Source organism: Brevibacterium sp. LAARM3_SD1 (assembly GCF_057364765.1).
The window spans coordinates 1-25,738 of record NZ_JBNFOL010000016.1; the positions used below are offsets into that span (position 1 = coordinate 1).

At 65.6% G+C, this 25,738-nt stretch carries 24 protein-coding genes; 10 read left to right on the forward strand and 14 right to left on the reverse strand.

What is annotated here, in order from left to right; genetic code table 11:
• Positions 1 to 47: 47 nt before the first annotated feature.
• Together AC2W7L_RS10445 and AC2W7L_RS10450 are read right to left on the reverse strand one after the other, a co-directional pair.
• Positions 48 to 1,601 carry an amidohydrolase gene (locus AC2W7L_RS10445; protein ID WP_486004411.1) on the reverse strand — a complete coding sequence of 518 codons (1,554 nt, stop codon included), beginning with the start codon at positions 1,599 to 1,601 and terminating at the stop codon, positions 48 to 50.
• A 141-nt stretch (positions 1,602 to 1,742) separates the two neighbouring features.
• Entirely contained in the window at positions 1,743 to 3,464 is a 1,722-nt protein-coding gene (locus tag AC2W7L_RS10450) for a thiamine pyrophosphate-dependent enzyme (RefSeq protein WP_486004412.1), read from the reverse strand.
• 188 nt (positions 3,465 to 3,652) lie between these two features.
• Between AC2W7L_RS10450 and AC2W7L_RS10455 the strand changes: the two genes are divergently transcribed.
• Both AC2W7L_RS10455 and AC2W7L_RS10460 read left to right on the forward strand, forming a co-directional pair.
• Complete coding sequence (locus AC2W7L_RS10455; protein ID WP_486004413.1) at positions 3,653 to 6,475, forward strand: aminotransferase class I/II-fold pyridoxal phosphate-dependent enzyme; 2,823 nt, start codon at positions 3,653 to 3,655, stop codon at positions 6,473 to 6,475.
• 12 nt (positions 6,476 to 6,487) lie between these two features.
• Positions 6,488 to 7,504: a proline racemase family protein gene (locus AC2W7L_RS10460; protein ID WP_486004414.1), complete on the forward strand. Its 1,017-nt coding sequence runs from the start codon at positions 6,488 to 6,490 to the stop codon at positions 7,502 to 7,504.
• Between the two features lie 22 nt (positions 7,505 to 7,526).
• Here the strand turns inward: AC2W7L_RS10460 and AC2W7L_RS10465 are convergent, their stop codons facing one another.
• The 11 genes from AC2W7L_RS10465 to AC2W7L_RS10515 all read right to left on the reverse strand — a co-directional run bounded on the left by AC2W7L_RS10465 (position 7,527) and on the right by AC2W7L_RS10515 (position 19,584).
• Positions 7,527 to 8,303 (reverse strand): amino acid ABC transporter ATP-binding protein, encoded by a 777-nt coding sequence (locus AC2W7L_RS10465; protein ID WP_486004469.1) that lies wholly within the window; start codon positions 8,301 to 8,303, stop codon positions 7,527 to 7,529.
• Positions 8,303 to 9,097, reverse strand: coding sequence for an amino acid ABC transporter permease (locus AC2W7L_RS10470; RefSeq protein WP_486004470.1), 795 nt, complete (start codon positions 9,095 to 9,097; stop codon positions 8,303 to 8,305). Before AC2W7L_RS10470 ends, AC2W7L_RS10465 begins: the two co-directional genes overlap by 1 nt.
• A gap of 229 nt (positions 9,098 to 9,326) precedes the next feature.
• Positions 9,327 to 10,124: a transporter substrate-binding domain-containing protein gene (locus tag AC2W7L_RS10475; RefSeq protein WP_486004415.1), complete on the reverse strand. Its 798-nt coding sequence runs from the start codon at positions 10,122 to 10,124 to the stop codon at positions 9,327 to 9,329.
• A 262-nt stretch (positions 10,125 to 10,386) separates the two neighbouring features.
• On the reverse strand, positions 10,387 to 11,823 hold the full coding sequence (locus AC2W7L_RS10480) for an MFS transporter (RefSeq protein WP_486004416.1): 1,437 nt from the start codon (positions 11,821 to 11,823) through the stop codon (positions 10,387 to 10,389).
• Positions 11,824 to 12,052: 229 nt separating this feature from the next.
• Positions 12,053 to 12,778 (reverse strand): peptidylprolyl isomerase, encoded by a 726-nt coding sequence (locus AC2W7L_RS10485; protein WP_486004417.1) that lies wholly within the window; start codon positions 12,776 to 12,778, stop codon positions 12,053 to 12,055.
• A gap of 100 nt (positions 12,779 to 12,878) precedes the next feature.
• Complete coding sequence (locus AC2W7L_RS10490; protein ID WP_486004418.1) at positions 12,879 to 14,096, reverse strand: MFS transporter; 1,218 nt, start codon at positions 14,094 to 14,096, stop codon at positions 12,879 to 12,881.
• Between the two features lie 109 nt (positions 14,097 to 14,205).
• Complete coding sequence (pcaDC, locus tag AC2W7L_RS10495) at positions 14,206 to 15,528, reverse strand: bifunctional 3-oxoadipate enol-lactonase/4-carboxymuconolactone decarboxylase PcaDC (protein WP_486004419.1); 1,323 nt, start codon at positions 15,526 to 15,528, stop codon at positions 14,206 to 14,208.
• A 44-nt stretch (positions 15,529 to 15,572) separates the two neighbouring features.
• The gene (locus AC2W7L_RS10500) at positions 15,573 to 16,943 is read right to left on the reverse strand and encodes a lyase family protein (protein WP_486004420.1); all 1,371 of its coding nucleotides are present in this window, start codon (positions 16,941 to 16,943) and stop codon (positions 15,573 to 15,575) included.
• A gap of 6 nt (positions 16,944 to 16,949) precedes the next feature.
• Positions 16,950 to 17,534 (reverse strand): protocatechuate 3,4-dioxygenase subunit alpha, encoded by a 585-nt coding sequence (gene pcaG, locus AC2W7L_RS10505; protein ID WP_486004421.1) that lies wholly within the window; start codon positions 17,532 to 17,534, stop codon positions 16,950 to 16,952.
• The gene (gene pcaH, locus AC2W7L_RS10510) at positions 17,527 to 18,351 is read right to left on the reverse strand and encodes a protocatechuate 3,4-dioxygenase subunit beta (RefSeq protein ID WP_101554269.1); all 825 of its coding nucleotides are present in this window, start codon (positions 18,349 to 18,351) and stop codon (positions 17,527 to 17,529) included. Before pcaH ends, pcaG begins: the two co-directional genes overlap by 8 nt.
• A 48-nt stretch (positions 18,352 to 18,399) precedes the next feature.
• On the reverse strand, positions 18,400 to 19,584 hold the full coding sequence (locus AC2W7L_RS10515) for a 4-hydroxybenzoate 3-monooxygenase (protein WP_486004422.1): 1,185 nt from the start codon (positions 19,582 to 19,584) through the stop codon (positions 18,400 to 18,402).
• 302 nt (positions 19,585 to 19,886) lie between these two features.
• On the opposite strand from AC2W7L_RS10515, the gene AC2W7L_RS10520 reads away from it, so the two are divergent.
• The 8 genes from AC2W7L_RS10520 to AC2W7L_RS10555 all read left to right on the forward strand — a co-directional run bounded on the left by AC2W7L_RS10520 (position 19,887) and on the right by AC2W7L_RS10555 (position 25,437).
• Positions 19,887 to 20,492 (forward strand): SipW-dependent-type signal peptide-containing protein, encoded by a 606-nt coding sequence (locus AC2W7L_RS10520; protein ID WP_486004423.1) that lies wholly within the window; start codon positions 19,887 to 19,889, stop codon positions 20,490 to 20,492.
• Between the two features lie 17 nt (positions 20,493 to 20,509).
• Positions 20,510 to 21,226, forward strand: a complete 717-nt coding sequence (locus AC2W7L_RS10525; RefSeq protein WP_486004424.1) for a SipW-dependent-type signal peptide-containing protein — start codon at positions 20,510 to 20,512, stop codon at positions 21,224 to 21,226.
• A gap of 2 nt (positions 21,227 to 21,228) precedes the next feature.
• The gene (locus AC2W7L_RS10530; RefSeq protein ID WP_486004425.1) at positions 21,229 to 22,545 is read left to right on the forward strand and encodes a signal peptidase I; all 1,317 of its coding nucleotides are present in this window, start codon (positions 21,229 to 21,231) and stop codon (positions 22,543 to 22,545) included.
• Positions 22,542 to 23,090, forward strand: coding sequence for a hypothetical protein (locus AC2W7L_RS10535; protein WP_486004426.1), 549 nt, complete (start codon positions 22,542 to 22,544; stop codon positions 23,088 to 23,090). The genes AC2W7L_RS10530 and AC2W7L_RS10535 overlap by 4 nt, the downstream gene beginning before the upstream one ends.
• A 90-nt stretch (positions 23,091 to 23,180) precedes the next feature.
• On the forward strand, positions 23,181 to 24,236 hold the full coding sequence (locus AC2W7L_RS10540) for a YeeE/YedE family protein (RefSeq protein ID WP_486004427.1): 1,056 nt from the start codon (positions 23,181 to 23,183) through the stop codon (positions 24,234 to 24,236).
• Positions 24,233 to 24,457, forward strand: a complete 225-nt coding sequence (locus tag AC2W7L_RS10545) for a sulfurtransferase TusA family protein (protein WP_039207979.1) — start codon at positions 24,233 to 24,235, stop codon at positions 24,455 to 24,457. Before AC2W7L_RS10540 ends, AC2W7L_RS10545 begins: the two co-directional genes overlap by 4 nt.
• Before the next feature lie 88 nt (positions 24,458 to 24,545).
• Positions 24,546 to 25,079: an O-acetyl-ADP-ribose deacetylase gene (locus tag AC2W7L_RS10550; protein WP_486004428.1), complete on the forward strand. Its 534-nt coding sequence runs from the start codon at positions 24,546 to 24,548 to the stop codon at positions 25,077 to 25,079.
• A 4-nt stretch (positions 25,080 to 25,083) separates the two neighbouring features.
• Positions 25,084 to 25,437: a VOC family protein gene (locus AC2W7L_RS10555; RefSeq protein ID WP_486004429.1), complete on the forward strand. Its 354-nt coding sequence runs from the start codon at positions 25,084 to 25,086 to the stop codon at positions 25,435 to 25,437.
• Positions 25,438 to 25,488: 51 nt separating this feature from the next.
• Here AC2W7L_RS10555 and AC2W7L_RS10560 read toward each other — a convergent pair whose 3' ends face one another.
• The gene (locus AC2W7L_RS10560) at positions 25,489 to 25,683 is read right to left on the reverse strand and encodes a hypothetical protein (protein ID WP_486004430.1); all 195 of its coding nucleotides are present in this window, start codon (positions 25,681 to 25,683) and stop codon (positions 25,489 to 25,491) included.
• Positions 25,684 to 25,738 lie beyond the last annotated feature (55 nt).

The following is a 25,738-nucleotide window of genomic DNA, read 5'->3' on the forward strand; positions in this document are numbered from 1 at the left end:
GGCTCAGCAACCTCGCGCGAGGTTGCTGAGCCGCCGTCAGGTAGTAATTAGGGGGATTGGTGGGTGTAGTTGCCGCCCAAGACGGTCGCGCGGACGGGGATCTTTGCGATCTCGTCCGCCGCGACGTTGCCTGGGTGAGTCTCCAAGGCGACGAAGTCGGCGAGTTTGCCGCGGCTCAGCGTCCCCTTGTCCGCGCCCTGGCCCGAGGCCTTCGCCGCCTCGACCGTATAGGCGGCGATCGCCTCATCGACGCTCAGGGCTTCGGCGGCCGAACCCATGACGTCCCCGCCCCGGGTCCTGCGGGTGACGAAGGCTTCGATTCCGCGCAGCACATTCCCGTCGGCGCACGGGCGGTCAGAGCTGCCGGCCATCGGCACACCCGCATCGACGAACGACTTCGCCCGGTAGATCAGATGCCGGCGGTCCGGCCCGAGCGAAGCGTTCATCCCGTCCCCGATGCCATCGGCGAACGCCGCCTGCGGGGTGACGACGATACCGTGTTCGGCCAGCGTCGCCAGGTGCTCGTCATGGACCAATGCGGCATGCTCGATCCGGTTCGGCACCGCCCGACGGCCATAGCGCTTCTGCGCCTCGACGATGTTGGCGATTGCAGCATCGACGGCGGCATCACCGATGGCGTGCACGGCCAGCGACCACCCGGAGGCATAGGTGTCCAGTATCTGCTGACGCAGCACCTCCGCGTCGTCCTGCAGATAACCGGGGTGGTCCTTGCCCGCATAGTTCTCCCGCAGCGCCGCGGTCTCGCCGGACAAGGCACCGTCCATGAAGAACTTCACGGGCCCGATCGAGATGAGATCATCGCCGAGGCCGGTCCGCAGTCCCGCATCCAGACCGATGCCGAACCCGTCGGCGGAGTTCGCCGCGATCGGGTGCAGCCCGTCGGCCTGGGGCATGAGCTGCGCTCGCGCCCGCAGCTTGCCCTCTTCACGCGCCCGCAGGTAGCCGCTGATCTCGATGGGGGAGTGCCCGATCCAGCCATAGGCGATTCCGCATTCACCGAAGGACGTGATGCCCTCCTTCGCGTAGTAGGCCGTCGCCAGATCGAGGGCGTCGACGACGGTGTCGAGCGAATACGGACGGATGAGATCCTGGACCAGAGTCTGCGCGGTCTCCTCGATCAGCCCCGTGGGATGACCGGCCGCGTCACGCACGACCTTCCCGCCGACAGGCTCCTCGAAACCCGGCTCCAGGATGCCGGCCCGACTCATCGCCTCGGTGTTGGCGATCGCGGCATGACCGGACGTCTGCCGCATGAACAGGGGACGATCCCCGGTGATCTCGTCGAGGCGAGCCAGGTCCGGATACTGCCCGTCGTAGTCACGGTGGGCGTATCCCGTGGCTTCGATCCACTCCCCGGACGGAGTCGTCGCCGCGGCCTTCTCGAGCGCCGCATACACATCGGGCAGACCGCCGGGCAGCGCCGTGACATCGACCGAGGCCAGGGTGAGACCGAACCAGGTGGTGTGGCAGTGCACATCGTTGAAGCCCGGCAGCACAGTCGCCCCGCTCAGGGACTCGACCCGATCGGCCTCAATGCCGTCGAGCTCCTCATCGAAGCCGATGATCCGGTTGCCCCACACCCCGATCTTCTGCGCCGCGGGCGCGACGGATCAAGGGTGTGTGCGTCGAGGTCGGTGAAGATCGCGTCGATTCTCATACGGTCACCTTAGTCAGATTCGCACGACTGCCGCCCCACCGTTCACGGCAGGCCGCTGCTGAGTTCACGGCAGGCGCGCCCCGCGAACGGTCGGATCCGTGATGCAGTGGACGAGCGAGAGCCCCTTGTGCCCCAGCGCGCGTTCGAACGCGTCGCGGAAGTCCTCGGTGGCCTCGACGCGGATGCCGAGCCCGCCGAATGCCGTGGCCATGGCTGCGAAGTCCGGGTTCTGCAGGGCCGTGGCCGTGGCCCGGCCCGGATATTCGCGGTCCTGATGACCGCGGATCGTGCCGTAGACCGAATTGTCGTTGAGCACGACGGTAAGGTCCGCGCCGTGCTGTACGGCCGTGGCCATCTCCTGCCCGTTCATGAGGAAATCCCCGTCACCGGCGATGCAGAACACCGACCGTTCCGGATGGACGAGCGCGGCGGCGACCGCAGCCGGCAGACCGAATCCCATCGATCCGTTGCGCGGGCCCAGCGCCGAGGGGAACCCGTGCGTGGGCAGGAACCTGGTCGCCCACCCGGAGAAGTTCCCCGCCCCGTAGGTGATGATCGCGTCCTCGGTCAGCAGCTCCTTCACATGGACGAATGCTTCGTCCATGTCGACGAACCCCGCCGAGGCGGCCGACCCCGAACCTGCCACCTGCGGTTTCCGCCACGCCTCGAGCTCGGCCCGAGCCTCGGCGACCCAATCCGGCAGCGGCACAGCATCCCCGGCCGCTTCGGACAGGTCATCGCCGAGCGGCGGTTCGTCGATCGACCCGTCGGAGGAGACCGAATAGGTGCGGGTGCCCTCCTCGGTGAACAGGGATTGGGCGAACCGGCTCACCGAGGTGACGATGTGCTGGTCGAGACGACCGAAATGGCCGTGCGCATCGGCATCGGGGCCGATGACGACTGTGCGCTGGTCGACGCCGTTGCTGAACCCGTCGGTGGCCACATCGGTGCGGACGCAGCCCAAGTAGATGTGCAGGTCCGCCTCGGCGAGGACTCTCTTCGCCACGGGGGCCGCACCGTAGCCCAAGATGCCGAGGAAGTTCGGACTGTCGTGGTCGATGCCGTCATAGGCGCGGAAGGTGCCGATCACGCCGAGGCCGCGGTCGCGTGACCACTGGGCGATGCGCCGCGAGGTCGACGGGGACCAGTCCTCTCCGCCGATGACGAGCACAGGACGGTCGGCTGCGGTGATGCGGGCCCGCAGCTCCGTGACGTCCCCGGCGTAGGGGGAGGCTGAGCCGTGCACACGTGGGGGAAGCGCCGTCCCCGAAGTGGGGCGGACGAGGACCTCTTCGGGCAGGCCGACGATGACGGGACCGGGCCGTCCGGTCACGGCGGTGTGCATGGCGTCGACGACCACCTCGGCGGCCTTATCGGGATCGTCGAGGGTGAGCACCTTCTTCGCGGTCGAGGAGAACCAGCCGTCCAGGTCGAATTCCTGGAAGGATTCACGGCCGCGATGATCAGTGGGGATGAGCCCGATGAAGACGACGAGCGGTGTCGCATCCTGGAAGGCGGTGTGGACGCCGACCTTGACGTTCGCCGCACCGGGACCACGCGTGACCATGACGATTCCGGGCACTCCGGTCATCCGCCCCTCGGCGACGGCCATATACGCGGCCCCGCCCTCCTGGCGGCAGACGATCGGGGCGATAGACGAATCGCGGAGTCCGTCGATGACATCGAGGTACGACTCGCCGGGAACCAGATAGGTGCGAGTGACTCCGTGTGCTTCGAGTTCCTCGACGATGAGATGACCTGCAGAAAGAGACGCGGAGGTGTCCATACCCCATGCTTATCATCATTTCGCCTCCTGTGGTTGTCTCAACTGCCCACCACCCTGCCCATTCGAAACTGTGAGGTCGTATGATCGTGCAACAACGGAATCAGTACGGTCCGCCGACTGAGCCCGTGAGCAGGAAATCCACACCGGACCGGGGTGGGGACTGAGACTGACAGCCAGGAGGCTCTCGCATGACCGGAATCGACTCCGACCAGGCAACGGCGCAGGAGTTTGAGCCCACCGACCTGGGCGGCGGCCGCAGGCACGGTCGCGTCGGAGCCCCCTCGACGCCGCGCCGGGCGCAGCTCGAACGGGATCCGGGAATGCCGGCGAGCACGTGGCGGCTGCGTTCGGATGCGTGGGAGTACCTGAAGTTCGCGATCAAACGTCTGGCCGTCAGCGGCGGGGACTTCTCGATGATCGCCGAAGACGGCGAGGTGTGGCGCTCGCTGCGTTCGCTGAAGACGATCGAGCTCTACTGGGCAGGTTTCGGTCAGCGCTATGTCGAGGAGATCACCGACCTGCTCTCGAACGGCGAATTCGACCGTGCGCACGACATGATCACACGTGCGGTCAACCGGCTGCGCGGCACCACCGTGCCCGACACCGGTGAAGACGACCTCACCGAGGATGAGCGCGCCGAACTCAAGGACCGCCAGGACACCCGTCCTCGCTTCGAGGTCCTCATCGTCGATGAGACCACCGAAGGCGGCCGCGATGAACTGCACACCGACCTGCTCAAACTCCGCAACGCCTCCGATCAGTTCATCTACGACTACGTCATCGTGCCCACCGCTGACGATGCGGTGGCGGCGGCCCTGACGAACCCGAACCTGCTCGCCTGCGTCATCCGCCCCGGTTTCACCGACAACACCCGCGAGGTGCTCAGCCGTGACCTGCGCGATTCCATCGAGTTCGCGCACACCTCGACGAAGGAGTCGCCGACGGCGCCGATGAGTCCGCTCAATTCGGTGCGCCGGGTGCTGCGGCTGGCCGACACCCTGGCGAATCTGCGCCCCGAACTCGACCTCTACCTCATGGCAGGCGCCCATATCGAAAGCCTCGCAGGTGCCCTGACCCACCGGTTCCGTCGTGTCTTCCGCCGCGAGGACCAGTTTGAACTCCACCTCTCCCTGCTCCGCCGCATCCAGCACCTCTACGACACTCCGTTCTTCGACGCGATCCGTGAACACGCCCGCCGTCCGGCTGGTGTCTTCCATGCACTGCCCGTCTCCCGCGGCGGCTCCGTCGTCGGGTCGAAGTGGATCGGGGACTTCGTCGACTTCTACGGACTCAACCTGCTGCTGGCCGAATCCAGCGCCACCTCCGGTGAACTCGATTCCCTGCTCGCACCGGTGCACACGCTGAAGAAGGCGCAGTCGCTGGCCGCCCGTGCCTACGGTGCCAAGCGCACATACTTCGTCACGAACGGCACGTCGACGGCGAACAAGATCGTCCACCAGGCCGTCGTCTCACCCGACGAGGTCGTCATGGTCGACCGCAACTGCCATAAGTCCCACCACCATGCGCTCATGCTCACCGGTGCTCGTACCGCCTACCTCGAGGCGTACCCGCTCAATGATGTCGCCTTCTACGGGGCGGTGCCGCTGAACCGGATCAAGCAGCTGCTGCTCGACTACCGGGCCGCCGGCCGCCTCGACGAGGTGCGGATGATCACCCTGACCAACTGCACCTTCGACGGCATCGTCTACGACCCGTACAAGGTCATGTCCGAATGCCTGGCGATCAAACCTGACCTCGTCTTCCTCTGGGACGAAGCGTGGTTCGCCTTCGCCCGGTTCCACCCGGTCACCCGCAAGCGCACCGCCATGGTCGCCGCGGAGACCCTCGAGGAGAACCTCGCCACCAACGCCCACGCCGCGGCGTACCGGGAGCAGCAGAAGCGCCTGTTCGATCCCGAGACCGGTGCCCCCGCCCCCGATTCGGTGTGGCTGGAGGAGGACCTGCTGCCCCCGCCGGACGCGACGATCCGCGTGTACGCGACCCAGTCGACGCATAAGACGCTGACCGCGCTGCGCCAGGGATCGATGATCCACGTCTACGATCAGGAGTTCTCCACCGGCGCCGAGGACGCCTTCCACGAGGCGTACATGACCCACACCTCGACGTCGCCGAACTACCAGATCCTCGCGTCCCTCGACCTCGGTCGCAGGCAGGTGGAGATGGAAGGGTTCGCACTCGTGCAGAAGCAGCTCGACCTGGCGATGAGCCTGTCCTCGGCGATCGCGCGTCACCCGCTGCTGAAGAAGACATTCAAGGTGCTCACCGCCGCTGATCTCATCCCCGAGGAGTACCGGGTCACCGAACGGACGATGCCGCTGCGCGATGGTCTGTCGACGATGTGGGATGCCTGGGTCCGCGATGAATTCGTCGTCGATCCCAGCCGCATCACCGTTGAGATCTCGGGCACGGGAGTCGACGGGGACACGTTCAAGCATGAACACCTCATGGACCGCTACGGCATCCAGGTGAACAAGACGAGCCGGAACACAGTGCTGTTCATGACGAACATCGGCACCTCACGCTCGGCCGTCGCCTACCTCATCGAGGTGCTGGTCAAACTGGCCGGGAAATTCAACGACCCGCACGAACTCCAGGAACAGGATGCGCTGACCGAGCCCGCCGCGGTGATGCCTCCGCTGCCGGACTTCTCGGCCTTCGCCCCCGACTACGCCGCCGAGGTGCCCGCCGAGGATCCGTCGAAGCAGCTGCCCGACGGCGACCTGCGCACCGCCTACTATGCGGGTCTGCGCCGCCAGAACATCGAGCATGTGCTGCCGCATGAGCTGCGGCGCCGTGTCGAGAACGGGGAACAGCCGGTCTCGGCCGGATTCGTCACCCCGTACCCGCCCGGGTTCCCGGTGCTCGTGCCCGGACAGGTCATCACCGCCGAGGTGCTCGACTTCATGTCCGCGCTCGACACCCGAGAGATCCACGGCTACGACTCCCGCCAGGGCTACCGCGTCATCCTCAAAGAGGTTCTGGAGAGCTGAGCGAGATCGACCGTGCAGACCAACCGTCTCATCCAGACCGTCGAAGCCCACACCGAGGGGCTGCCCGTCCGCGTCGTCACCGGGGGAGTGGGACCATTCCCCTGTGAGTCTATGGCCGAACGCCGGGAGTGGTTCATCGAGAACTCCGACGATCTGCGGACCTTCCTCATGTGCGAACCCCGCGGTCACGGGTGGCTCTCGGGAGCGATCCTGCAGCCGCCGACTCGGGCCGACGCGGACTGGGGAGTGCTCTTCATCGAGGTCACCGGCGTGCTGCCGATGTGCGGGGCCGGCACGATCGCTGTGGCGACCGTGCTCGTCGAGACGGGAATGGTGCCCGTCGTCGAACCCGTCACGACCGTGCGTCTCGACGCTCCGATCGGGCTCATCACCGCCGAGGTGGTCGTTCGGGACGGTCGCGCCGAGTCGGTGACCATCGTCAACGTTCCCTCGTATGCGCATGCCCTCGACCAGTCCGTCGAGGTGCCCGGACGGGGGAGGATCGCCTGCGATATCGGCTTCGGCGGGAACTTCTACGCCTTCGTCTCCGCCGCCGACGTCGGCATCCCGTTCGAGCGTGACCGGGCTGAGGACTTCATCTCCGCTGGTCGCGAGATCATGGCTGCGGTCAACGAGCAGATCGAGCCGGTGCATCCGGTGACCGGATTCCGCGGCTGCGAGCACGTCGTGTTCCTGACGCCGCCGACGGAGCCCGGGCCCAATGGAGAAGTGCCGGATGCCCGCCATGTGCTCATCAACTATCCCGGCTGGCTCGATCGGTCGCCCGGTGGCACCGGGACGAGCGCGCTCATGGCCGTCCGGCATGCCCGCGGACAGTTGGGCCTGAACACGGACTTCGTCAATGAGTGCTTCATCGGCACCACGTTCACCGGCCGCCTCGTCGAGGAGACGACCGTCGGCGAACACGTGGCGGTGGTGCCGACGATCACCGGCAGCGCCTGGCTGACCGCGACCTCGCAGTTCATGCTCGACCCCAGCGACCCGTTCCCCGCCGGATTCACCCTCTGAGCCCACGGGGAGACGCCGACCGCTACCCCAGTTGGCCGGGATGGAGGACGCGGGAGAGGAAGTCCTTCGTCCGCTGCTCCTGGGGATTGCCGATGACGTCCTTGGCCGGTCCGGCTTCGACGACGACTCCGCCGTCCATGAAGACGACGCGGTCGGCGACCTGGCGGGCGAATTCCATCTCGTGGGTGACGACGACCATCGTCATTCCCGCCTCGGCGAGGTTGCGCATGACCTGGAGGACGTCGCCGACGGTCTCCGGGTCGAGGGCCGATGTCGGCTCGTCGAAGAGCATGACATCGGGGTCCATGCTCAGCGCTCGGGCGATCGCCACGCGCTGCTGCTGACCGCCGGACAGCGATCCCGGCTTGGCCTCCATCTTCTCGGACAGCCCGACCTTCGCGAGGTTCGCCTCGGCGACCTTGTTAGCCTCGGCCTTCGATCGCCTGAGGACCTTCGTCTGCGCGATTGTGAGGTTCTCACGCACGGTGAGGTGGGCGAAGAGGTTGAAGGACTGGAAGACCATGCCGATGCGGGTGCGGGCGGCATCGATGTCGAGATCGAGGTCGGTCATGTCCATGCCGTCGACGACGATCGACCCTCCGGTGGGAGTCTCGAGTGTGTTGATGCATCGGAGCATCGTCGACTTGCCCGAGCCCGAGGGGCCGATGACGCAGACGACCTCTCCCTTGTCGACGTCGAGGTTGATGTCGGTGAGGACCTGGTTCGTGCCGAAGCTCTTCTGGAGGTTGCGGATCGCGATGATCGGGGTCTTCGTCCCTGTGTGCGAGGTGGTTGTCATCATTTCACTCCAGAATCTGTGGAACCGTATTTGCGCTCGAGGACCCGCGACAGGTACGACAGCGGGATCGTGATGATGAGGTAGCACAGCGCGATGACGATGAAGGGGGTGAGGTTGGCGGTGTTGACGATCTCGGCGCGGCCGAGTGCGGCGAGCTCACGGCCGTCGACGGAGGATCCGAGGATGTAGGCCAGCGATGAATCCTTGGTCAGCAGAATGAGCTCGTTCGTCAGCGGCGGCAGGATGATGCGCATTGCCTGGGGAAGGACGATCGTGAACATCGCACGCGATGATGACATACCCAGTGAGCGGGCGGCCTCGATCTGGCCTTTCGGCACGGCCTGGATACCGGCGCGGATCGTCTCCGCCATGTAGGCGGAGGACACGAGTCCGAGGGCGATCATGATGATGACGAGCTGCGGGAGGATGAAGCCGGGGAAGGCCACCGGCAGACCGAATCCCATGACGAGGAAGACGACGAGGGCGGGCAGCCCGCGGAAGAACTCGATGTAGATCGTCGCCAGCCAACGGTAGACGCCGACCGAGGACAGGCGCATGAGGGCGACGACAAGAGCGATCGCCAGGCCGAGGGCGAAGCCGAGAACGGTGAAGACGACTGTGTTCTTCAGCGCTCCCGTGATGACTTCGGGGAACATGTCGGCGGCGATGTCGAAGCGCCCGAACGTGTCGATGAGCGTCGGCCAGTCGGCGACCAGCGCGACGATGATCGCGATGACGACGAGGATGGCGTATTGGATGCCGCGGGAGAGCTTCGCCTTCTGGCGTTTGCTCATCTTCGCTTTCGGGGTGGCGATGGCGGTCGGGACGGCTGGGCCGGTCTGGCGGCCGTCCTCGCTCGCGGTGGGAACTGACATGGTTGTCCTTCGAAAAACTGTGGCGGGGGTGTCCGCCGGAATGCGTGCCGTGAGAGTTGGAAAAGACTCAGGCAGGTCGGTCGAACTCAGCCGAACGGGCGGCCCGCTGCAACGACTTCATCGCAGCAGGCCGCCCATTCGCAGGTGATCACTTCGGTGCTTCTCCGAACCACTTCTTGTAGATCTTGTCGTACTCGCCGTTGTCCTTGATCTCCTTGATCGTGTCGTCCACGGCCTTCTTCATCTCGGTGTTGCCCTTCTTCATCGAGATGCCGTAGTGCTCGTCGGTCTTGATGTCGAAGCCGACCGCGAAGCCCTTGTTCTCGGTGTTGTAGTTGTAGAGCACGCCGTTGTCATTGATCACGGCGTCGACCTGACCGGTCTTGAGGGCCTCGAGCGAGAGCGGCAGATCCTCGTAGGTGATGACCTCGGAGTCTTTGAAGTTCTCCGTGGCGTAGTCGAGGCCCGTGGTGCCGGCCTGAGCGGCGATCTTGAAGCCCTTGAGCGCCTTCTCGTCCTTCGCGGTCTTGTCGGCCTTCGTCAGAATCGCCTGGTTCGCATCGAAGTACGGCTCGGAGAAGTCCGTGGCCTCTTCGCGTTCGGGGGTGATCGTCGTCGCCGCTGCCGCGACATCGCACTTCTGCTGATTGAACTCCGCGCCCGAGGTGATCGTCTCGAACGAGGTGTTGATGATCTCCTGTTCGACGCCGAGCTTCTTTGCGACGGCATCGACGATGTCGACGTCGAATCCGACGACCTCGCCGTCCTTCTCGAACTGGAACGGCTGGTAGGACAGGTGTGTGCAGGTGGTCAGCTTGCCTTCCTTGACGAGGGGGACTCCGCCCTCGGCAGTCGCTGCAGGTTCGGAATCGCCTCCGCCGCCGCAGGCGGACAGGGCGAGTATGGCGCCGGCGGCCACAATGGCCAGGCTCGAGCGTCGTTTCATGGTTCCTCCAGGGGATCGGTGACCGTGTCGTCACGCAAACGGATTGCCCGGACATTCGTATCTGGGCAATGTCTGAGAGGAATCCTACCGTGAACTGGGTCACACCAATGACGCTTTGATGAGCACCGAGGCGGTTGTGACGAAATCGTAGTCATTCCCGGTGACCGGGACGGCCGCTAGGTCTCCGACCGCGGACGCGAAAGGGCCCGACCAACGAAAACGTCGGTCGGGCCCTCGGGGCGGTTGGTCGAGCTCGGCAGCCTCAGCTGAGCTGATCCTCCATGTCGATCTCCGAGGTGTCCTTGGCCAGCCACAGTGCGATGATCGTGACGATCGCCGCGGCGATGATGTAGAGACCGCAGTAGAAGATCGACCCGCCTTCGGCCTGCCACAGAGCGACCATGGCGAACGGTGCGGGACCGGCACCGATGACGCTGGACATGTTGTAGGAGATCGCCGAACCGGTGTAGCGGACGTTGGCGGGGAAGAGCTCCGGCAGATATGCGGCCATCGGTCCGAAGGTCAGGCCCATGAGAATGAAGCCGACGATGAGTCCGATGATGACTCCCGGTGTCCCTGCATTGAAAAGGGTGTTGACGACGAGTCCGTAGGCGGCGATGAGCACGGTCACGCCCAGCAACATCTTCCGGCGGCCCAGCTTCTCCGCCAGTGGTCCGGAGACGACGGTGAAGATGCCGAAGAACACGACGCCGATGATGAGGTAGGTGAGGAATTCGTTCTTCGTGTACCCCAGCCCCGCGACGAAGCCTGCGGGGTCGAAGGACTTCCCGGCCGCCTCGGCGGCGGTCTGAGCCTGTTCGGGGGTGGCCGGTGAGGTGCCGTAGGTGAGGGTGAACGCGGTCATGAAGTAGAAGATCACGTAGGTCGCGAGCATGATGAACGTGCCGAGGATGAGCGGTTTCCAGCTCGTGGCGAAGACCCGTCCGAGCGGGGCTTTCGAGATCTGCTGCTTCTGCGCGACGAGCTGGAACGCCGGGGTCTCCATGAGTGACATGCGGACATAGAGGCCGACGGCCACGAGCAGGGCCGAGAGCAGGAACGGAATGCGCCAGCCCCAGGCGAGGAACGCCTCGGGGGAGGTCCAGGTGCCGAGGGCGACGAAGAGCAGGTTCGCGATGATGAAGCCGACGGGCGCGCCGAGCTGCGGGAAGGTGCCCCAGATGGCGCGCTTGCCCTTCGGGGCATTCTCGGTGGCCAGCAGCGCCGCGCCCGACCATTCGCCGCCGAGCCCGACTCCCTGGCAGAAGCGCAGGAGGACGAGGAACAGGGGCGCGAGGACGACCCAGCCCGGGGTGCTTGCCGTCGGCAGTAGTCCGATGAGGAAGGTGCCGATGCCCATGATGAGCAGGGAGGCGATGAGCGTCTTCTTCCGGCCGATGCGGTCACCGAAGTGGCCGAAGATGATCGAGCCGAGGGGGCGGGCGACGAATGCGACGCCGAAGATCGCGAACGAGCTCAGCAGCTGAGTCGTCGATGTCTGATTTGGGAAGAAGAGAGCCGGGAAGACCAGCGAGGAGGCTGTGGCGTAGGCGTAGAAATCGAAGAATTCGATCGTGGTGCCGACCATCGAGGCGGTCAGGACCTTGCCGCGGGTGTTGTTCTTCCGAGTCGCTGCGATTGCGTCGTCGTCGACTCCGGGTGCCGAGGAGGGATTCTCCGGCTGTGTTTCGGTGGACATGGTGGTGGTGCTCCGCTGTTTCGTGAGTGCAGGCACGGGCGGGTGGTCCGTGCCGATGGAAAAGGCCGTCGGCGCTGTGTCAGGCACAGCGTCGACGGCGACGAATCGACATTACGCCCGTCTCACAAAACGTGATTTCGGAGTCTCACCGAATGAGATTACTAGGTGGTCGAAGTGTTCTGGACAACTCGGACGGGCGGTCAGTCCGCGGTGGTGACCTCGGTGATCGTCACCTTCTCTTTGGGCGCGCGTCGCCGGCACCGGAGTCTGTGCCCTTGGCAGCGAGATCCGCGACGGTCTTCGTGCTCTTCTCATCCAACTGTCCGAACACGGTGTAGTCGGGCGGCAGCGAGCTGTCGTCGTAGACGACGAAGAACTGGGAGCCGTTCGTGTCGGGACCGGAGTTCGCCATGGCCAGAGTGCCGGCCGGGTAGGTCTCGGAGCCGTCGAGCTCATCGGCGAACGAGTAGCCTGGGCCGCCTGTGCCTGTGCCCGTGGGGTCACCGCACTGGAGGACGAAGATGCCCTCGGTGGTCAGGCGGTGGCACTCGGTGTCGTCGAAGTACTTCTGCTTCGCCAGCGACAGGAAGCTGTTGACGGTGCACGGGGTGCGATCGGCGTCCAGGGTGGCGGCCAGGTCGCCTGCCGAGGTCGCGATGGTGGCCGTGATGGTGCCCTTGGCCTCCGGTTCCTCTGCGGGTGCTTCGACGTCCTTCGCCGCGGACTGCGAATCGGCGGGGTATGAGCACGTTCCCGCCGCGGCCGAGGAGTCAGATTCTCCGGAACCTTCTGCGGAATCCCCCTCGGAATCAGACGAACCGCATCCGCTCAGCAGCAGAAGGGCGAGGACGGCGAAAGCAGCGAGGGTCAGCAGAAGGGCCGACTTCGGGCGACGGGTCGATTCATCAGAGTGGCGGGTCAGGGCATGAGAGCGACTCTGCGCGAGGTGATCCATGCGTTCATCGTATCGGCACTTTCACCGAGAAACGGGCTGAGCGTCGAGACACGGGCGTGCACACCCGTGTCTCGACACGCAGCCCGTTTCTCGGCGGAACTCAGGTCTCGACGGAGGTGCGGGTGCTCGGTTCGGGGGAGCCGCCTCGGCGAAGGAAGATCGCGATGGAGATGACGATGAGTCCGGACACGCACAGGCCCACGCCCACCCAAGCCGGTGCACGGTAGCCGAGGCCGGCGGTGATGACGATTCCGCCGAGCCATGCGCCGAGCGCATTGGCGAGGTTGAAGGCGGCGTGGTTCATGGCCGCGGACAGGCTCGGGGCGTCGTGGGATTCGCGGAATAGGCGCATCTGCAGGGCCGTGGTGATCATCGACCCGGAGATGCCGATGAGGAAGAGGGCGATGATGGCGATGGCCGCGATGTGGGTGAAGGCGCCGAAGGCGGCGAGCACGAGGGCCGAGAGGATCATGCCGCCGGTGGCCGAGCGCTCGATGGACTTGTCGACGAGAGGTCCGGCGATGAGGGATCCGGCGGTCATACCGAGGCCGTAGACGGCGAGCACCCACGGGATCGCGACGCTGGGGACGCCGGCGACGTCGGTCATCGTCGGGGTGATGTAGGTGTAGACGGCGAACATTCCGCCGAAGCCCACGGATCCGGCAACGAGGGTGAGGATGATCTGGACCCGGCCGAGAGCCTTGATCTCGCCGCGGGCCGAAGGCACCTCACCGGCACCGACGCTCACTCGCGGAACGGCGATGGCGACCATGATGACGGTGAGCACTCCGAGCGCGGCGACGAGGGCGTAGGCGCTTCGCCATCCGAACATATTGCCGAGGGCTGCGGCGAAGGGCACGCCGAAGATGTTCGCGATCGTCAGGCCGAGCATCACGCGTGACATGGCTCGGCCGCGTCGGTTGGCCGGGACGAGGGAGGCGGCGACGACGGCTCCGATGCCCAGATAGGCTCCGTGCGGCAGGCCGGAGACGAAGCGTGCGATATTGAACAGTCCGGCCGTCGGGGCGAGCATCGAGGCGAGGTTGCCCAGAGCGAAGAGGCCCATCATGCACAGGAGCAGCAGCTTGCGATCCATGTGTGCGGCGATGGTCGTGATCAGGGGTGCACCGACGACGACGCCGATCGCATAGAACGACACCGCATGTCCGGCCTGGGGGACCGTGATGCCCAGTTCTTCGGCGATCATCGGCAGTAGGCCCATGGTCGCGAATTCTGTCACCCCGATGGCGAAGGCGCCGATCGCCAAGGCGAAGACGGCGAACTTGTAGACTCCGCGGGAGACCGGGGCATCACTCATAGGGCTCCTTCAAGGGAAAAGCGGGATCGGCGAGGCAACCGCACCAGCCTATTGCCCCCAGCGATTCCTCGTAACCCCCGAGGCGCCCAATGTGACGATTCGAACAGCCTCAGTCGGCGTCCGCTTCCTCGGCGTCGTATTCGGCCAGAGCCTGCGAGGCGACGGAGAAAGCGGTGTTCGCGCTCGGCACGGAGCAGTAGATGGCCGACTGGAGGAGGACCTCCTTGATCTCATCGCGGGTGAGCCCGTTGCGCAGCGCAGCCTTGACGTGCATCGCCAGCTCCGCTTCGTGGCCTCCGGCGATCATCGCCGTGAGCGTGATCGCCGAGCGCATCCGCCGCTCGAGTCCCGGTCGGGTCCAGATCTCTCCCCAGGCGTAGCGGGTGATGAGGTCCTGGAAGTCGGCCGTGAAGTCATCGACCTTCGCATTCGCGCGGTCGACATGGGCGTCGGAGAGCACCTGCCGTCGCACGGTCATTCCCGCCTCGCGCACATCGTCGCGGCTGGCCTCCCGCGGCCCCGAGGCGGTCGGCAGGTCGGCCGACGAATCGCCTGCGGCGGTCGCGCCCGCACCGCCGGTGCCGCCGGCCCCTGCGCCGAGTCCCTTGCCCTGCAGAAAGTCGGCGAGCAGACCCGCGGTCACGACCGGAGCCTCGGCCGGGACAAGATGAGCGGCACCGTCGATGACCTCGAGCAGCGCCCCGGGAACTCCATTTGCGATCTCGGCGAGCTTCGTCGCCGGAGTCGGCTGGTCCTGAGACCCGGCGACGGCTAACAGCGGTCGCGCGATCTCGGACAGGCGCGCGCGGACATCGAAGTCGGCCAACGCATAGCAGAGAGAGGCATAGGAGAAGCGGTCGGCGTCCTGCAGTGAGTGCAGGAGTGCAGCCGAGGCCTCCGGTTCGCGGTCCATGAAGCCTTCGCCGAACCAGCGCTGTGCCGAACCGATGATCTGGGTCGGGGTGCCCGAGGTCGCCACGGTCTGTGCGCGTTCCTCCCAGCCCGCGGCCTCACCGATCTTCGCGCCCGTGCAGAACACGGCGATGCGGCCGAAGCGGTCTCCGTGGTCGAGCGCCAGCTGCAGGGCGGTGGCACCGCCGATCGAATCTCCGGCGAGGTCGACGGGAGTGCCGGTCGCGGCCACATCGGGAAGGACGCGATCCAAGGTGGCAAGGACCGCCTCGGCGAGGTCGGACATCGTGATCCGCGGGGCCACCGATGTCCCCGCGGGGACATCGATCGGAGCCGAACGGCCGTGGCCGGGCAGGTCGATGCCGATGACGGTCGTCTCCGGGCTGAGTGCGGAGAGCTCGGTGGCGGCCTGCTGCCACAGGGCGGCCGCGGAGGTGCCCAGCGAGGGCAGGACGACGAGCACCCGGGCGTCGGCGGCAGGGGCAGCGGGGGCGGCAAGAACGGATGCGGTGAGGTCCATGGTTGTCACTTTCTTCGGTCGTTTCTTCAGTCGAAATTCAGGTCTCAGTCGAAGGGCGGCAGGTCGGGTTCCTGCGGTCCGGAGCTGTCGATGGTCGCCAGAATGGACCGGCGGATGTCCTCGGCCTCACCGAGGTAGGACTCGGGGGTGAAGAACTCCTCGATTCCGTCTTCCTCCCCGATCGCAGCGGCCAGGGCGGCGACGGGGTCGGAGCCGGGGGCGATGATGGCCGCGCGGGCGTCCTTGTCCAGGCGATCGCCGAAGACGATGCCGAGCTTCTCCCCGAAGATCCCGGGGGACGCGGCATCGAGGTTGACGCGCATGGCATCGGCGTTGACCTGCAGGCCCGCGATCATCTCATCGAGGATGATGAGCGAGGAGATCGCCAGGGTCATGAGTTCGGACAGGGCCGGCCATTCGGCATGCCAGGCACCGTCGGAGCGTTCTTCGACGGCTTCGGCTGCGGCCGTGGTCAGAGTCGACAGGGAACCTGGGACGCGCATTCCGTTGCGGTGGAGCAGCACCGCCGAGGTGGGGTTCGACTTGTGTGGCATCGTCGAGGATCCGCCGGTGGAAGCCAGGGACAGCTCACCGATCTCGGGACGCACGCCGATGAGGATGTCGCGGGCGATGGACGCCCCGACGGTGACGCATTGGGCGAGGTGGGAGCCCCAGGAGAGAATGCGGACGCGATCGGTGTGCCAGGGAACGGGGATCTGGGTGAGTGCCGCATCGGGGCCGACCATCTGGACGTGGAATTCGCGCAACAGAGATTCGGTGGAGTCGCCGGCGAACCAGCGGATCGCGGCACGGGTGCCGGCGGCCCCGCCGACCTGCACATAGTCGACGTAGGGCGCCTGCCCCTGGACTTCATTGACCTCGGCGGCCCAGGCTGCGGCCTTGAGTCCGAAGGTCGTCGGCAGCGCCGGCTGCGTGAGAGTGCGGGCCAGGCACAGGGTCTTCGCGTGTGTGTCGGAGAGTTCGACGAGGGAGGCGCCGATGACTTCGAGCCTGGCCTGCATCTGTCGAACGACGCGGGAGACGAGCAGACCGATCGCCGTATCGATGACGTCTTGGCTGGTCAGTCCCCGGTGCAGGCAGCGTGAGGCTTCCGGGGAGAGCCGGGAGCGGACGAGAGCGAGGAACGGGATGAGCGGGTTGCCGCCGGACTCGGCATCTTCGCCGAGGGACTGCAGTTGGGAATGATCGTCCGTGAGCGTGCGGATCGTGGCATCGATGGCGGCGGCCACCTCGGCGCGGATCTCCGATGACACCAGCCCCACCCGTCCCTGCGCGACGATCCATGCGGTCTCGACTTGGCCGATCGCGGTGATGAACGCGACGTCGTCGATGGCTTCGGACCCGCGCAGATCGCCGGGGGCGAAGAGGAACCGGGTGTGGGCGGTGTCGGTCATGTCGCTTCAGTCCTCGTGGCTGGGGAATCGGAGGAAGGGAGTTTCCTCCTCACCCTGCAACCGTATGTCGAAGTGCAGCGATCCGTCAGCCCCTCGGGTGGCGATGAGGCGGGTGCGCTCGTCGTCGTCGAGCGAGGACAGGAGCGGATCGGTGGCCAGAGCCGCGGTGTCCTCGGGCAGGTAGATGCGGGTGAACAGACGGTTGAGAAGGCCACGGGCGAAGAGGACCACGCTGATGAAGGGGGCCTTGCCCGCCTCGGTGGGGCCGGGATCGACCGTGGAGAAGCTGAACTCGCCTTCGGGGTCGACGGCGGCGCGGCCGAAGCCGGTGAAGGTGAAGCCGTTGCGGCGCAGCGATCCCGTCTCGCGGGGGACAGCGCCGTGCTCATCGGGCTGCCAGATCTCGAGGATGGCATCGGGGACCGGGTCACCGGCTCCGTCATAGACGGTTCCTGTCAGCTGCACGGCGCGAGCCGAGCCGGGCGGGACGAGCTCATTATCGTGCTCGAACGGCAGCGCATAGCCGTAGAACGGACCGACGGTCTGGCCCGGGGTCGGTGTGAGATCAGGGGTCGTGGGGGTGTCAGTCATCGTCCTCTTCTTCCATCCAGGTCCGGTTGGCGCCGGTGAGCACGATGTCCCAGTTAAAGCCCATGAGGAATTCGTGCTCGGTGATGTTGTGGTCATAGGTCGCCACGAGGCGGTCGCGCGCCTTTTGATCGGTGATCGACTGGTAGATCGGGTCGAGAGCGAAGAGCGGATCCCCGGGGAAGTACATCTGGGTGATCATCCGCTGTGTGAATTCGGATCCGAAGAGCGAGAAGTGGATATGGGCCGGTCGCCACGCGTTGTGGTGGTTCTTCCACGGGTAGGGGCCCGGTTTGATCGTCGTGAACGAATAGGAGCCGTCGTCGCCGGTCAGGGTGCGTCCGACGCCGGTGAAGTTCGGGTCGATCGGAGCCGGGTGCTGGTCGCGCTTGTGGATGTAGCGGCCAGCCGAGTTCGCCTGCCAGATCTCGACGAGCTGATTGCGTACGGGGCGGCCTTCGCCGTCGAGGACCCGACCGGTGACGCGGATGCGCTCGCCGATGGGTTCGCCGTCGGCCTGGATGGTGAGATCCGATTCGAGGGTGCCGATGTCCCGGTGCCCGAAAGCGGGGGAGAAGAGCTCGATGGTCTCCGGGTCGGTGTGGCGGGGGTCCTTCGTCGGATGACGCAGGATCGACGACCGGTAGGGCCGGTAGTCCAGGCGCGGCTGAGTCTCGGGCTTCCTGCCGCCCGCGACGTCCTGCTTGTACTGCGCTTCGATGCCGTCGATCTCGGCGGACAGCGTCGCCTGAGATTCGGCGGCGTCGTCGGGGCCTTTCACGGTCTGATCTTCGGCGTCCGAGTTCTGCTGTGCACTCATCGTCGAACCTTTCTGCTTGCGTTGAGGTCGTGGTGGGGTCGTGGCGGCTCAGCCGTGGGGCCAGCCGGTGTAGCACTCGGCCAGGTAGCGGCGACCGTGGTCGGATTCGAGGATGGACCGGAGTTCGCCGAGGCTGCGCTTCGTTTCGAAGGCATCCTGAGTCGGGTCGGTGTGGAGCATCCGTGTCATCTGGTAGGAGAAGTTCTGGGCCTTCCACACGCGTTTGGTCGCGGTCTGGGAGTAGCCGGCCAGCGCCTCGGCGTCGGAGTCCTTGAGCGCCGAGATCAGGGCGGGTGCGAGCACGGCGACGTCGGCGAAGGCGAGGTTGAGGCCCTTCGCTCCGGTCGGTGGGACGGTGTGGGCGCTGTCGCCGGCGAGGAACATCGAGCCGTGCTGCATCGGCTCGGTCACGGCCGAGCGGAAGGGCAGCAGGGTCTTGTCGAAGATCGGCCCGGTCTTGAGTTCGAACCCGTCGGGGCCGTCGACACGGGCCTGGAGTTCGGTCCAGATCCGATCGTCGGACCATTCGGCGACGTCGGTGTCGGGCGAGGCCTGGAAGTACATGCGCTGGACATTGTCGGAGCGCTGGGAGATGAGTGCGAAGCCGCGTTCGGAGCGGGAGTAGATGAGGACTTCGTGGCTGGGCGGGGCCTCGCAGAGGATGCCGAACCAGGCGAATGGGTACTCGTGGAAGAAGCGCTGCCGGGTGCCGTCGGGGATCATCGAGCGGCATGGTCCGCGAGAGCCGTCGGCGCCGACGACGTAGCGGGCGTCGATGCGCAGTTCGTCGCCGTCCTCAGTGGTGGCGGTGACCCAGGGACGTTCGGTCTCGATATCGCCGAGGCGGGTGTCCGTGACCGAGTAATAGGTGGGGCGGCCGGTCCGTTCACGGGCGGCGGAGAGGTCGACGAAGATCTCGTTCTGCGGATAGAGCCAAACGGATTCGCCGACGAGTTCGGGGAAATCGAAGTGGTTCGAAGAGCCGTTGACTCGAATATCGATTCCGTCGTGTCGGTGCCCGTCCGTGTGGACGCGGGATTCGACGCCTGCGGCCTCGAGCATGCGCACCGATCCTGCTTCGAGGATGCCGGCGCGGTGGGTGTGGGCGATGTCGTCGCGGCTGCGGTTGTCGATGACGACGGACTCGATGCCTGCATTGTGCAGCAGGTGCGCGAGCATGAGTCCCGCTGGTCCGGCTCCGACGATCGCGACGTCTGTCTGAAGTTGTGCCACCTTGGCCTCCTTGCCTTCTCTCTTCTCAACAGTGTGCTCCCAGTCACGGACGCGAGGCGACGACGTTCTCAATGAATGGGAGAGGGGCGGTTCGGCCGGCACGGTGGCACGGGTGACCATGAGGGCTGTTGGGTGAGGTCTTGATAACCATTCAATAACAGATCACAGAAGTGGTGTCTAAAAGTATATTTAAAGTAATACAGCAGTCACACTGAAGGCATTCCCCATTTCATTTCTTTGTGACCTTGGCGCCCGTGCGCCGCAGAGCAGAGGCGCTGATGCGCCGCAGTAGAGGAGTCATTGTGACGACAACCAAGACGCGTTCGCGCAAATTCAAAGCCATCCTCGCCGGTGGCATCGTCCTCGGCGTCGGCGCTGCCGTGACGCTGGCGGCCTGGACCGACGACGAATGGGTCGAAGGCGTCTTCGGCGCCGGTTCGTTCAATGTTCAGGGCAGCACGGACGGAACCACGTTCACGGACCACGAGAGCGAAGGCGGCGCCGCTGCGCTGACTTTCGACCTCAACGGCGGGGACAACATGTCACCCGGCGATACCGTGGCAGCACCCTTCGTCCTCCGTCTGGACGGCCCGACGACGTACGACGCGACCGTCGCTCTCACCTCGGCTGCCGGAGGTGGGGACAACGCCTCGGCGCTCACCTACGAGATCGTTCAGGTCGCCTCGGCGGGTGAGTGCTCGGCCACCGCGACGGGCACCTCGGTCGTGTCGGCGGGAACAGCTCTGGACTCGACCACCGGAGCTGCCGACTTCGACCTCTCCGCGGGCGCAGGCACTGCGACCGGTGACCCGGTCAGTCTGTGCTTCAAGGTCACTGCTGGTGACAGCCTCGAACAGGGGCAGAACACCACCGCGCAGTGGCAGTTCACCGCCACCTCGGCAGACTGATCACGCTGAACTGATCCATGCGTTTTCACCTCTCGTCTCTGCGTCGTCTCTTCTCGTCCGGGCGGGTGTGCGATGACACCCGCCCGGATGGTCGACGGCAGATTCGGCAACGGCGGGCAGCTCTGCGCAAACGGCGCATCAAGGCGCTCCTGGCCGGCGGGCTCGTCTTCGGCGTGGGTGCGGTCGGAACTGTTGCGGCGTGGACCGACAGCGAAACCGCCGACGGGTCGTTCAATGCCGGCACGTTCGACATCGAACTCTCGATCGACGGCGAGTGGACCAGCACCAATGAGATGACCTTCGATACCGCTCCGATGTTCCCGGGGTCGAAGGTCTACGCTCCCGTGTTCGTGCGGACCAGTCCGGACACGACCATCGGGGGCGACCTCACCGTCAAGGGCAATGGAATCGGGTCTCCGAACGCCATGGCGAATGCTCTGGTGTACCGGGCCGTGACCCGAACGCTCACTCCTGAGGCGGTCGGAGGGTTCACATGCGGCGCCGGAGACTTCACCGCCTCGGCGACGTACGCGTTCGGTGGGGCATCGGGCACCGTCGGGTTGAAGTCGCCGATCACCAGCGGGAATGAACCGACCCTCGAGGCGGTCGGCGGTTCGATCCAGGCCTACTGCTTCGAAGTGAGCCTCCCGAGTGATGCCTCGTCCGATGCGCAGGGTCTGGCTGCCTCGCATACGTGGACCTTCGATGCCGAATCCGTCGCGCCGGAGAACTGACGATGGCGGTAAAGCGGAATGTCGGTGCGCGGCTGGGCGAAGCCGTGCTCAATATCCTCGCCGTCCTCGGCGTGGTCTGCATCGTGCTCGTCATTCTCAGTGTCGTCTTCAACGTCTCGATCATCATGTTCAAGACCGGGTCGATGAGCCCGACGATCACCGCCGGATCGGCCTCACTCGTCCGCGAGATCCCCGCCGAGGACATGGAAGTCGGTGACATCGTCACCGTCGATCGCGGTGAGAAGGTCCTGCCGGTGACCCACCGCGTCACCGAAATACGGAGCATCGACGAATCCACCGGTGCCGTGACCTTCGAGATGAAGGGCGACGCGAACGCAGAGAAGGATCCCGACCCGTACACCGCCGAGACGGTGCGGACGGTGATGTTCTCCGTGCCCGGGGTCGCCCCGGTCCTCCAGCAGTGGCGTAATCCGTTCCTGCTCGGCGGCATCACGATCGCGGCCAGTCTCCTCGTCGTGTGGGCGTTTTGGCCCCGCCGCGACGAGGACGACGACACCCTCGCCGAGGCGGCCCACCCCCGAACGCGGTCACCGCGGCATGCCATTGCGCTGCCGGTGGTGGTTGCCGTGGCAGTGGGTGGGCAGGTATTGCCTGGGAAGCCGTTCGCCGAGGAGACAGTTGCCTCGGTCGCAGGCAGTGCCGTGTCGGCGTCGTCAGGTACGGCACATGACATCCTGCGAATGCGCGACTTCGGCGATGCCGAGAAGATGCGACACCTCAGTCCCGGGACAAAGGCAACGTGGGCGGTCGATGTATGGGCCGACGCCTCCGAACCGGGAGACATAACGGTCTCAATCGGGTCGGGGGCAGGGGCGGAGGCGCTGGCGGATTCGCTGTCGATCGATGTGCGGGAATGCGCGATGACTGAAGTGGAGGCTCCGTGTCCAAGTGGTTCGCAAATGTTGATTCGCGGAATGGTGCTCAGCGAATTGGAGCCAGCTGCTGACGACGGTCTCACCCTGCTGGAAATGGACAGTGATGACTCTCGCCGAATCGAGGTAACGGCGACTCTCGCCGGCGCCGCTGATGTTCGCGCGGTAGCTGGCACCACCGCGGGTGTGCGCGTGCTGGCGGAAGGACTCGGCGACAAGGTTTCGACAGGTCCAGGAGATCCCGGGGATCCTGGCGCGCCGGGCGATTCCGGCTCTGATTCTGATGGCGCGGCCGATGGCGGCAGTTCCGGCGAGTTGCCGTGGACCGGTATCGACGGCTGGCAGTGGATTCTGCTCGCGGCGTTCCTGCTCGTCGTCACCGGAGCTGCGATCGTGTCGCGAACCAGGAAAGCGAGGATGTCATGACGGGCAGAGCCTCATCGCGATTCTCGTGGAAGAAGGCCCGACTGTTCCTCGCAGTCGTCGCATTTCTCGCCCTCGTCGCCGGCCCAGCCGCGGTCAACGGCACACTTGCCGGGTGGAATGACACAAAGGAGACCCACGGGGAACTGATCGCAGCGACGGTTCCTGCGCCCGGACTGACCCAAGACTGCCAATTCCGTCCCGGCGTGCTCGGCCTGGGTGCTCGCGTCCGGATCTTCTGGAAGCTGCCCGACGGCTATCAGCTCGACGACATCGTCGTGAAAGCGTCGACGAGCGGACTCGGATCGGTCCTGGCACCGTTGACGGGGTTCAACTTGAGCGGGAACTCCACGGCGAATGGCGACGGCACCTATACGACGGACGTGCCTACCAACCTCTTAGGCGGACTGCTGGGTCTGGGCAGTGAGCTGGAGATCGCCTTCGTCGTCGAACACGAGAGCGGTTGGCAGTCGGAGACCGCCGCTGTGGCGAGCAATGCAGGCCTGCTGGCGGGAATCGGCGGCAACTGCCGTAACCTCACTTCCTGACCCACTCCGGTTGACTCGCTCGCGATTGTTGAGCAAAATTGACGGTTGTTGTGTTCGTCCGCGAACCTGCCGTGAACAGAAAGCAGCTCAATGATCATCACCGGACTCGTCGTCGGCCTCGTCCTCGGATTCGTCTTCCAGCGGGGACGTTTCTGCGTGACCGGAGCTTTCCGCGACCTCACCCTGACAGGGAACACGCGGTGGTTCTCCGCTCTCATCGTGCTCATCGCCGTGCACTCCATCGGCCTGTTCCTGCTCAACAGCTTCGGAGTCATCACCCTCGAGGCGGCGCCGTTCCCGTGGCTGGCCTCGATCGTCGGCGGACTGATCTTCGGCTGGGCCATGGTCTACGCCGGAGGCTGCGCGACAGGCACCTACTACCGTGCCGGTGAGGGACTCGTCGGCAGCTGGTTCGCCCTCATCTTCTACGCGCTCTTCTCCGCCGTCATGAAGCTCGGCCCTCTGGCCGGCTTCACCGAAGGCATCCGCGGGATCACCCTGGACAACGGCAGCCTGCAGGCGAGCACCGGCATCAGCCCCTGGGTCTTCGTCGCGATCATCTCGGCGATCGCCATCTGGCTGACCGTCCACCACGCTCGCAAACTCAAGACCCCGATGGCCACCCTGCCCCCGCGCAAGACCGGCCTGGCACATCTGCTCACCGAGAAGCGCTGGAACCCCTTCGCCACGGCCGTGGTCATCGGCATCATCGCCACGATCGCCTGGCCGCTGTCGGCCGCCACGGGACGCAACTCCGGTCTGGGCATCACCACCCCCTCGGCGAACCTCGTCGGATACCTCACCACCGGTGACACGCAGCTCATCGACTGGGGTGTCATGCTCGTCATCGGCATCCTCGTCGGCTCCTTCATCGCCGCCAAGGCCTCCGGCGAGTTCCGAGTCCGCGTGCCGGACAAGGACGTGATCATCAAGTCGATCATCGGCGGAATCGGCATGGGCGTCGGCGCAGCCATCGCCGGCGGCTGCACCGTCGGCAACGCGATGGTCTCGACCGCACAGTTCGAATACCAGGGCTGGGTGTCGATGGTCTTCATGATCGTCGGCTCCGGAATCGCCGCCAAGGTCTCCATCAAACCGAAGAAGTCGCAGGCCGCAGCGCCCGCGGCGGAAAGCAGGACCGTATGAAGCAAGTACTCGAAACCGACGGCCAGGTCTGCCCCTTCCCCCTCGTCGAAGCGAAGGACGCGATGACCGGTCTGGAAGCCGGTGACGAACTCGTCATCAACTTCGATTGCACGCAGGCCACCGAGGCGATCCCGCAATGGGCCGCCGAGAACGGCTACCCCGTCACCCACTTCGACCGGGTCACCGACGCCAGCTGGACCATCACCGTCCAGAAGGCCTGAATCGCAGGAGACACCAACCACATCGCGCGCAGCTGCAAAGCTGTGCCGGCCGATGTGCAATGTCAGTGCCGATGTCTAGACTCAAGACATGAAGATCACGGTTCTCGAAGGCGATATCACCGAGGTGGCCGTCGACGCGATCGTCAACGCCGCGAATTCGTCGCTGCTCGGCGGCGGCGGGGTCGACGGAGCCATCCACCGCGCGGCCGGTCCCGCGCTGCTCGAGGCCTGCCGCGAGGTCAGGCAGACCACCCATGTGCGCGGTCTGCCGCCGGGTCAGGCCGTGGCCACCTCGGCGGGGAATCTGCCTGCCCGCTGGGTCATCCACACGGTCGGACCGAATCGGAACGCGGGGGAGGCCGACCCGGAGATCCTCGAGTCCTGTTTCGAGTCGAGCCTCAACCTCGCCGAGGAGGTCGGAGCCTCCTCGATCGCGTTCCCCGCCATCGGCGGCGGAGTCTACGGCTGGTCGCCCAGAGACGTCGCCGAGGCGGCTCACAGCGTCATCGTCGACGGACGGTCCCGCGGGCGCTGGGAATCGATCGACGAGCTGCAGTTCGTCCTCTTCAGCGATCAGATGACCAGCGTGTTCTGCCAGGTCTTCGACCACGATCAGTGGTGATGACATGAAGGTCAACAGGGTCATCCCGGACATCGCAGTCGACGATCTCGACGCCGCTCGGGAGTTCTATGCGGGCTTCCTCGGGCTGAGCAGCGAGGAGTTCAACCTCGGCTGGGTGGCACGCTTCACCTCACCGGAGACCGGCGCCAGCGTACAGGTGCTCACCGAGGATGAGACCGGGCAGACGAATCCTGTGGCTTCGGTGCTCGTCGAGGACGTCGATGCCGCCTTCGCCGAAGCACAGGAGCAGGGCATTGAGATCGTCCACCCGCTCACCCACGAGGAATGGGGAGTGCGACGGTTCTTCGTCCGCGCACCTGACGGCAACGTGTTCAATATCGTCGCGCACTCTCGCTGATCAGGAACGCCGGATCCGGTGCACGATCGTCAGCGTCAGCGCGGTGACGGCTCATCCGGCGGCGATGAGCAGCGGGACCCCGGAGACGATCGCCTCGATGACATATTCGGGTCCGGCCTGGAGGATCGGGCCGACGACCTTGATGAGGAGGAAGCCGAGGACGCCGAGGAAGAGGAACAGCGCCGCCCTTTTGCCGAGGACCACCTGCAGGGGCTGCGGAGACTGATAGATCTGGGTTGTGCTCATGGTCGATCACCTGATGTTTTCGTCCACGGTCCAAACCTTTTGGGCTGTGCCTGCC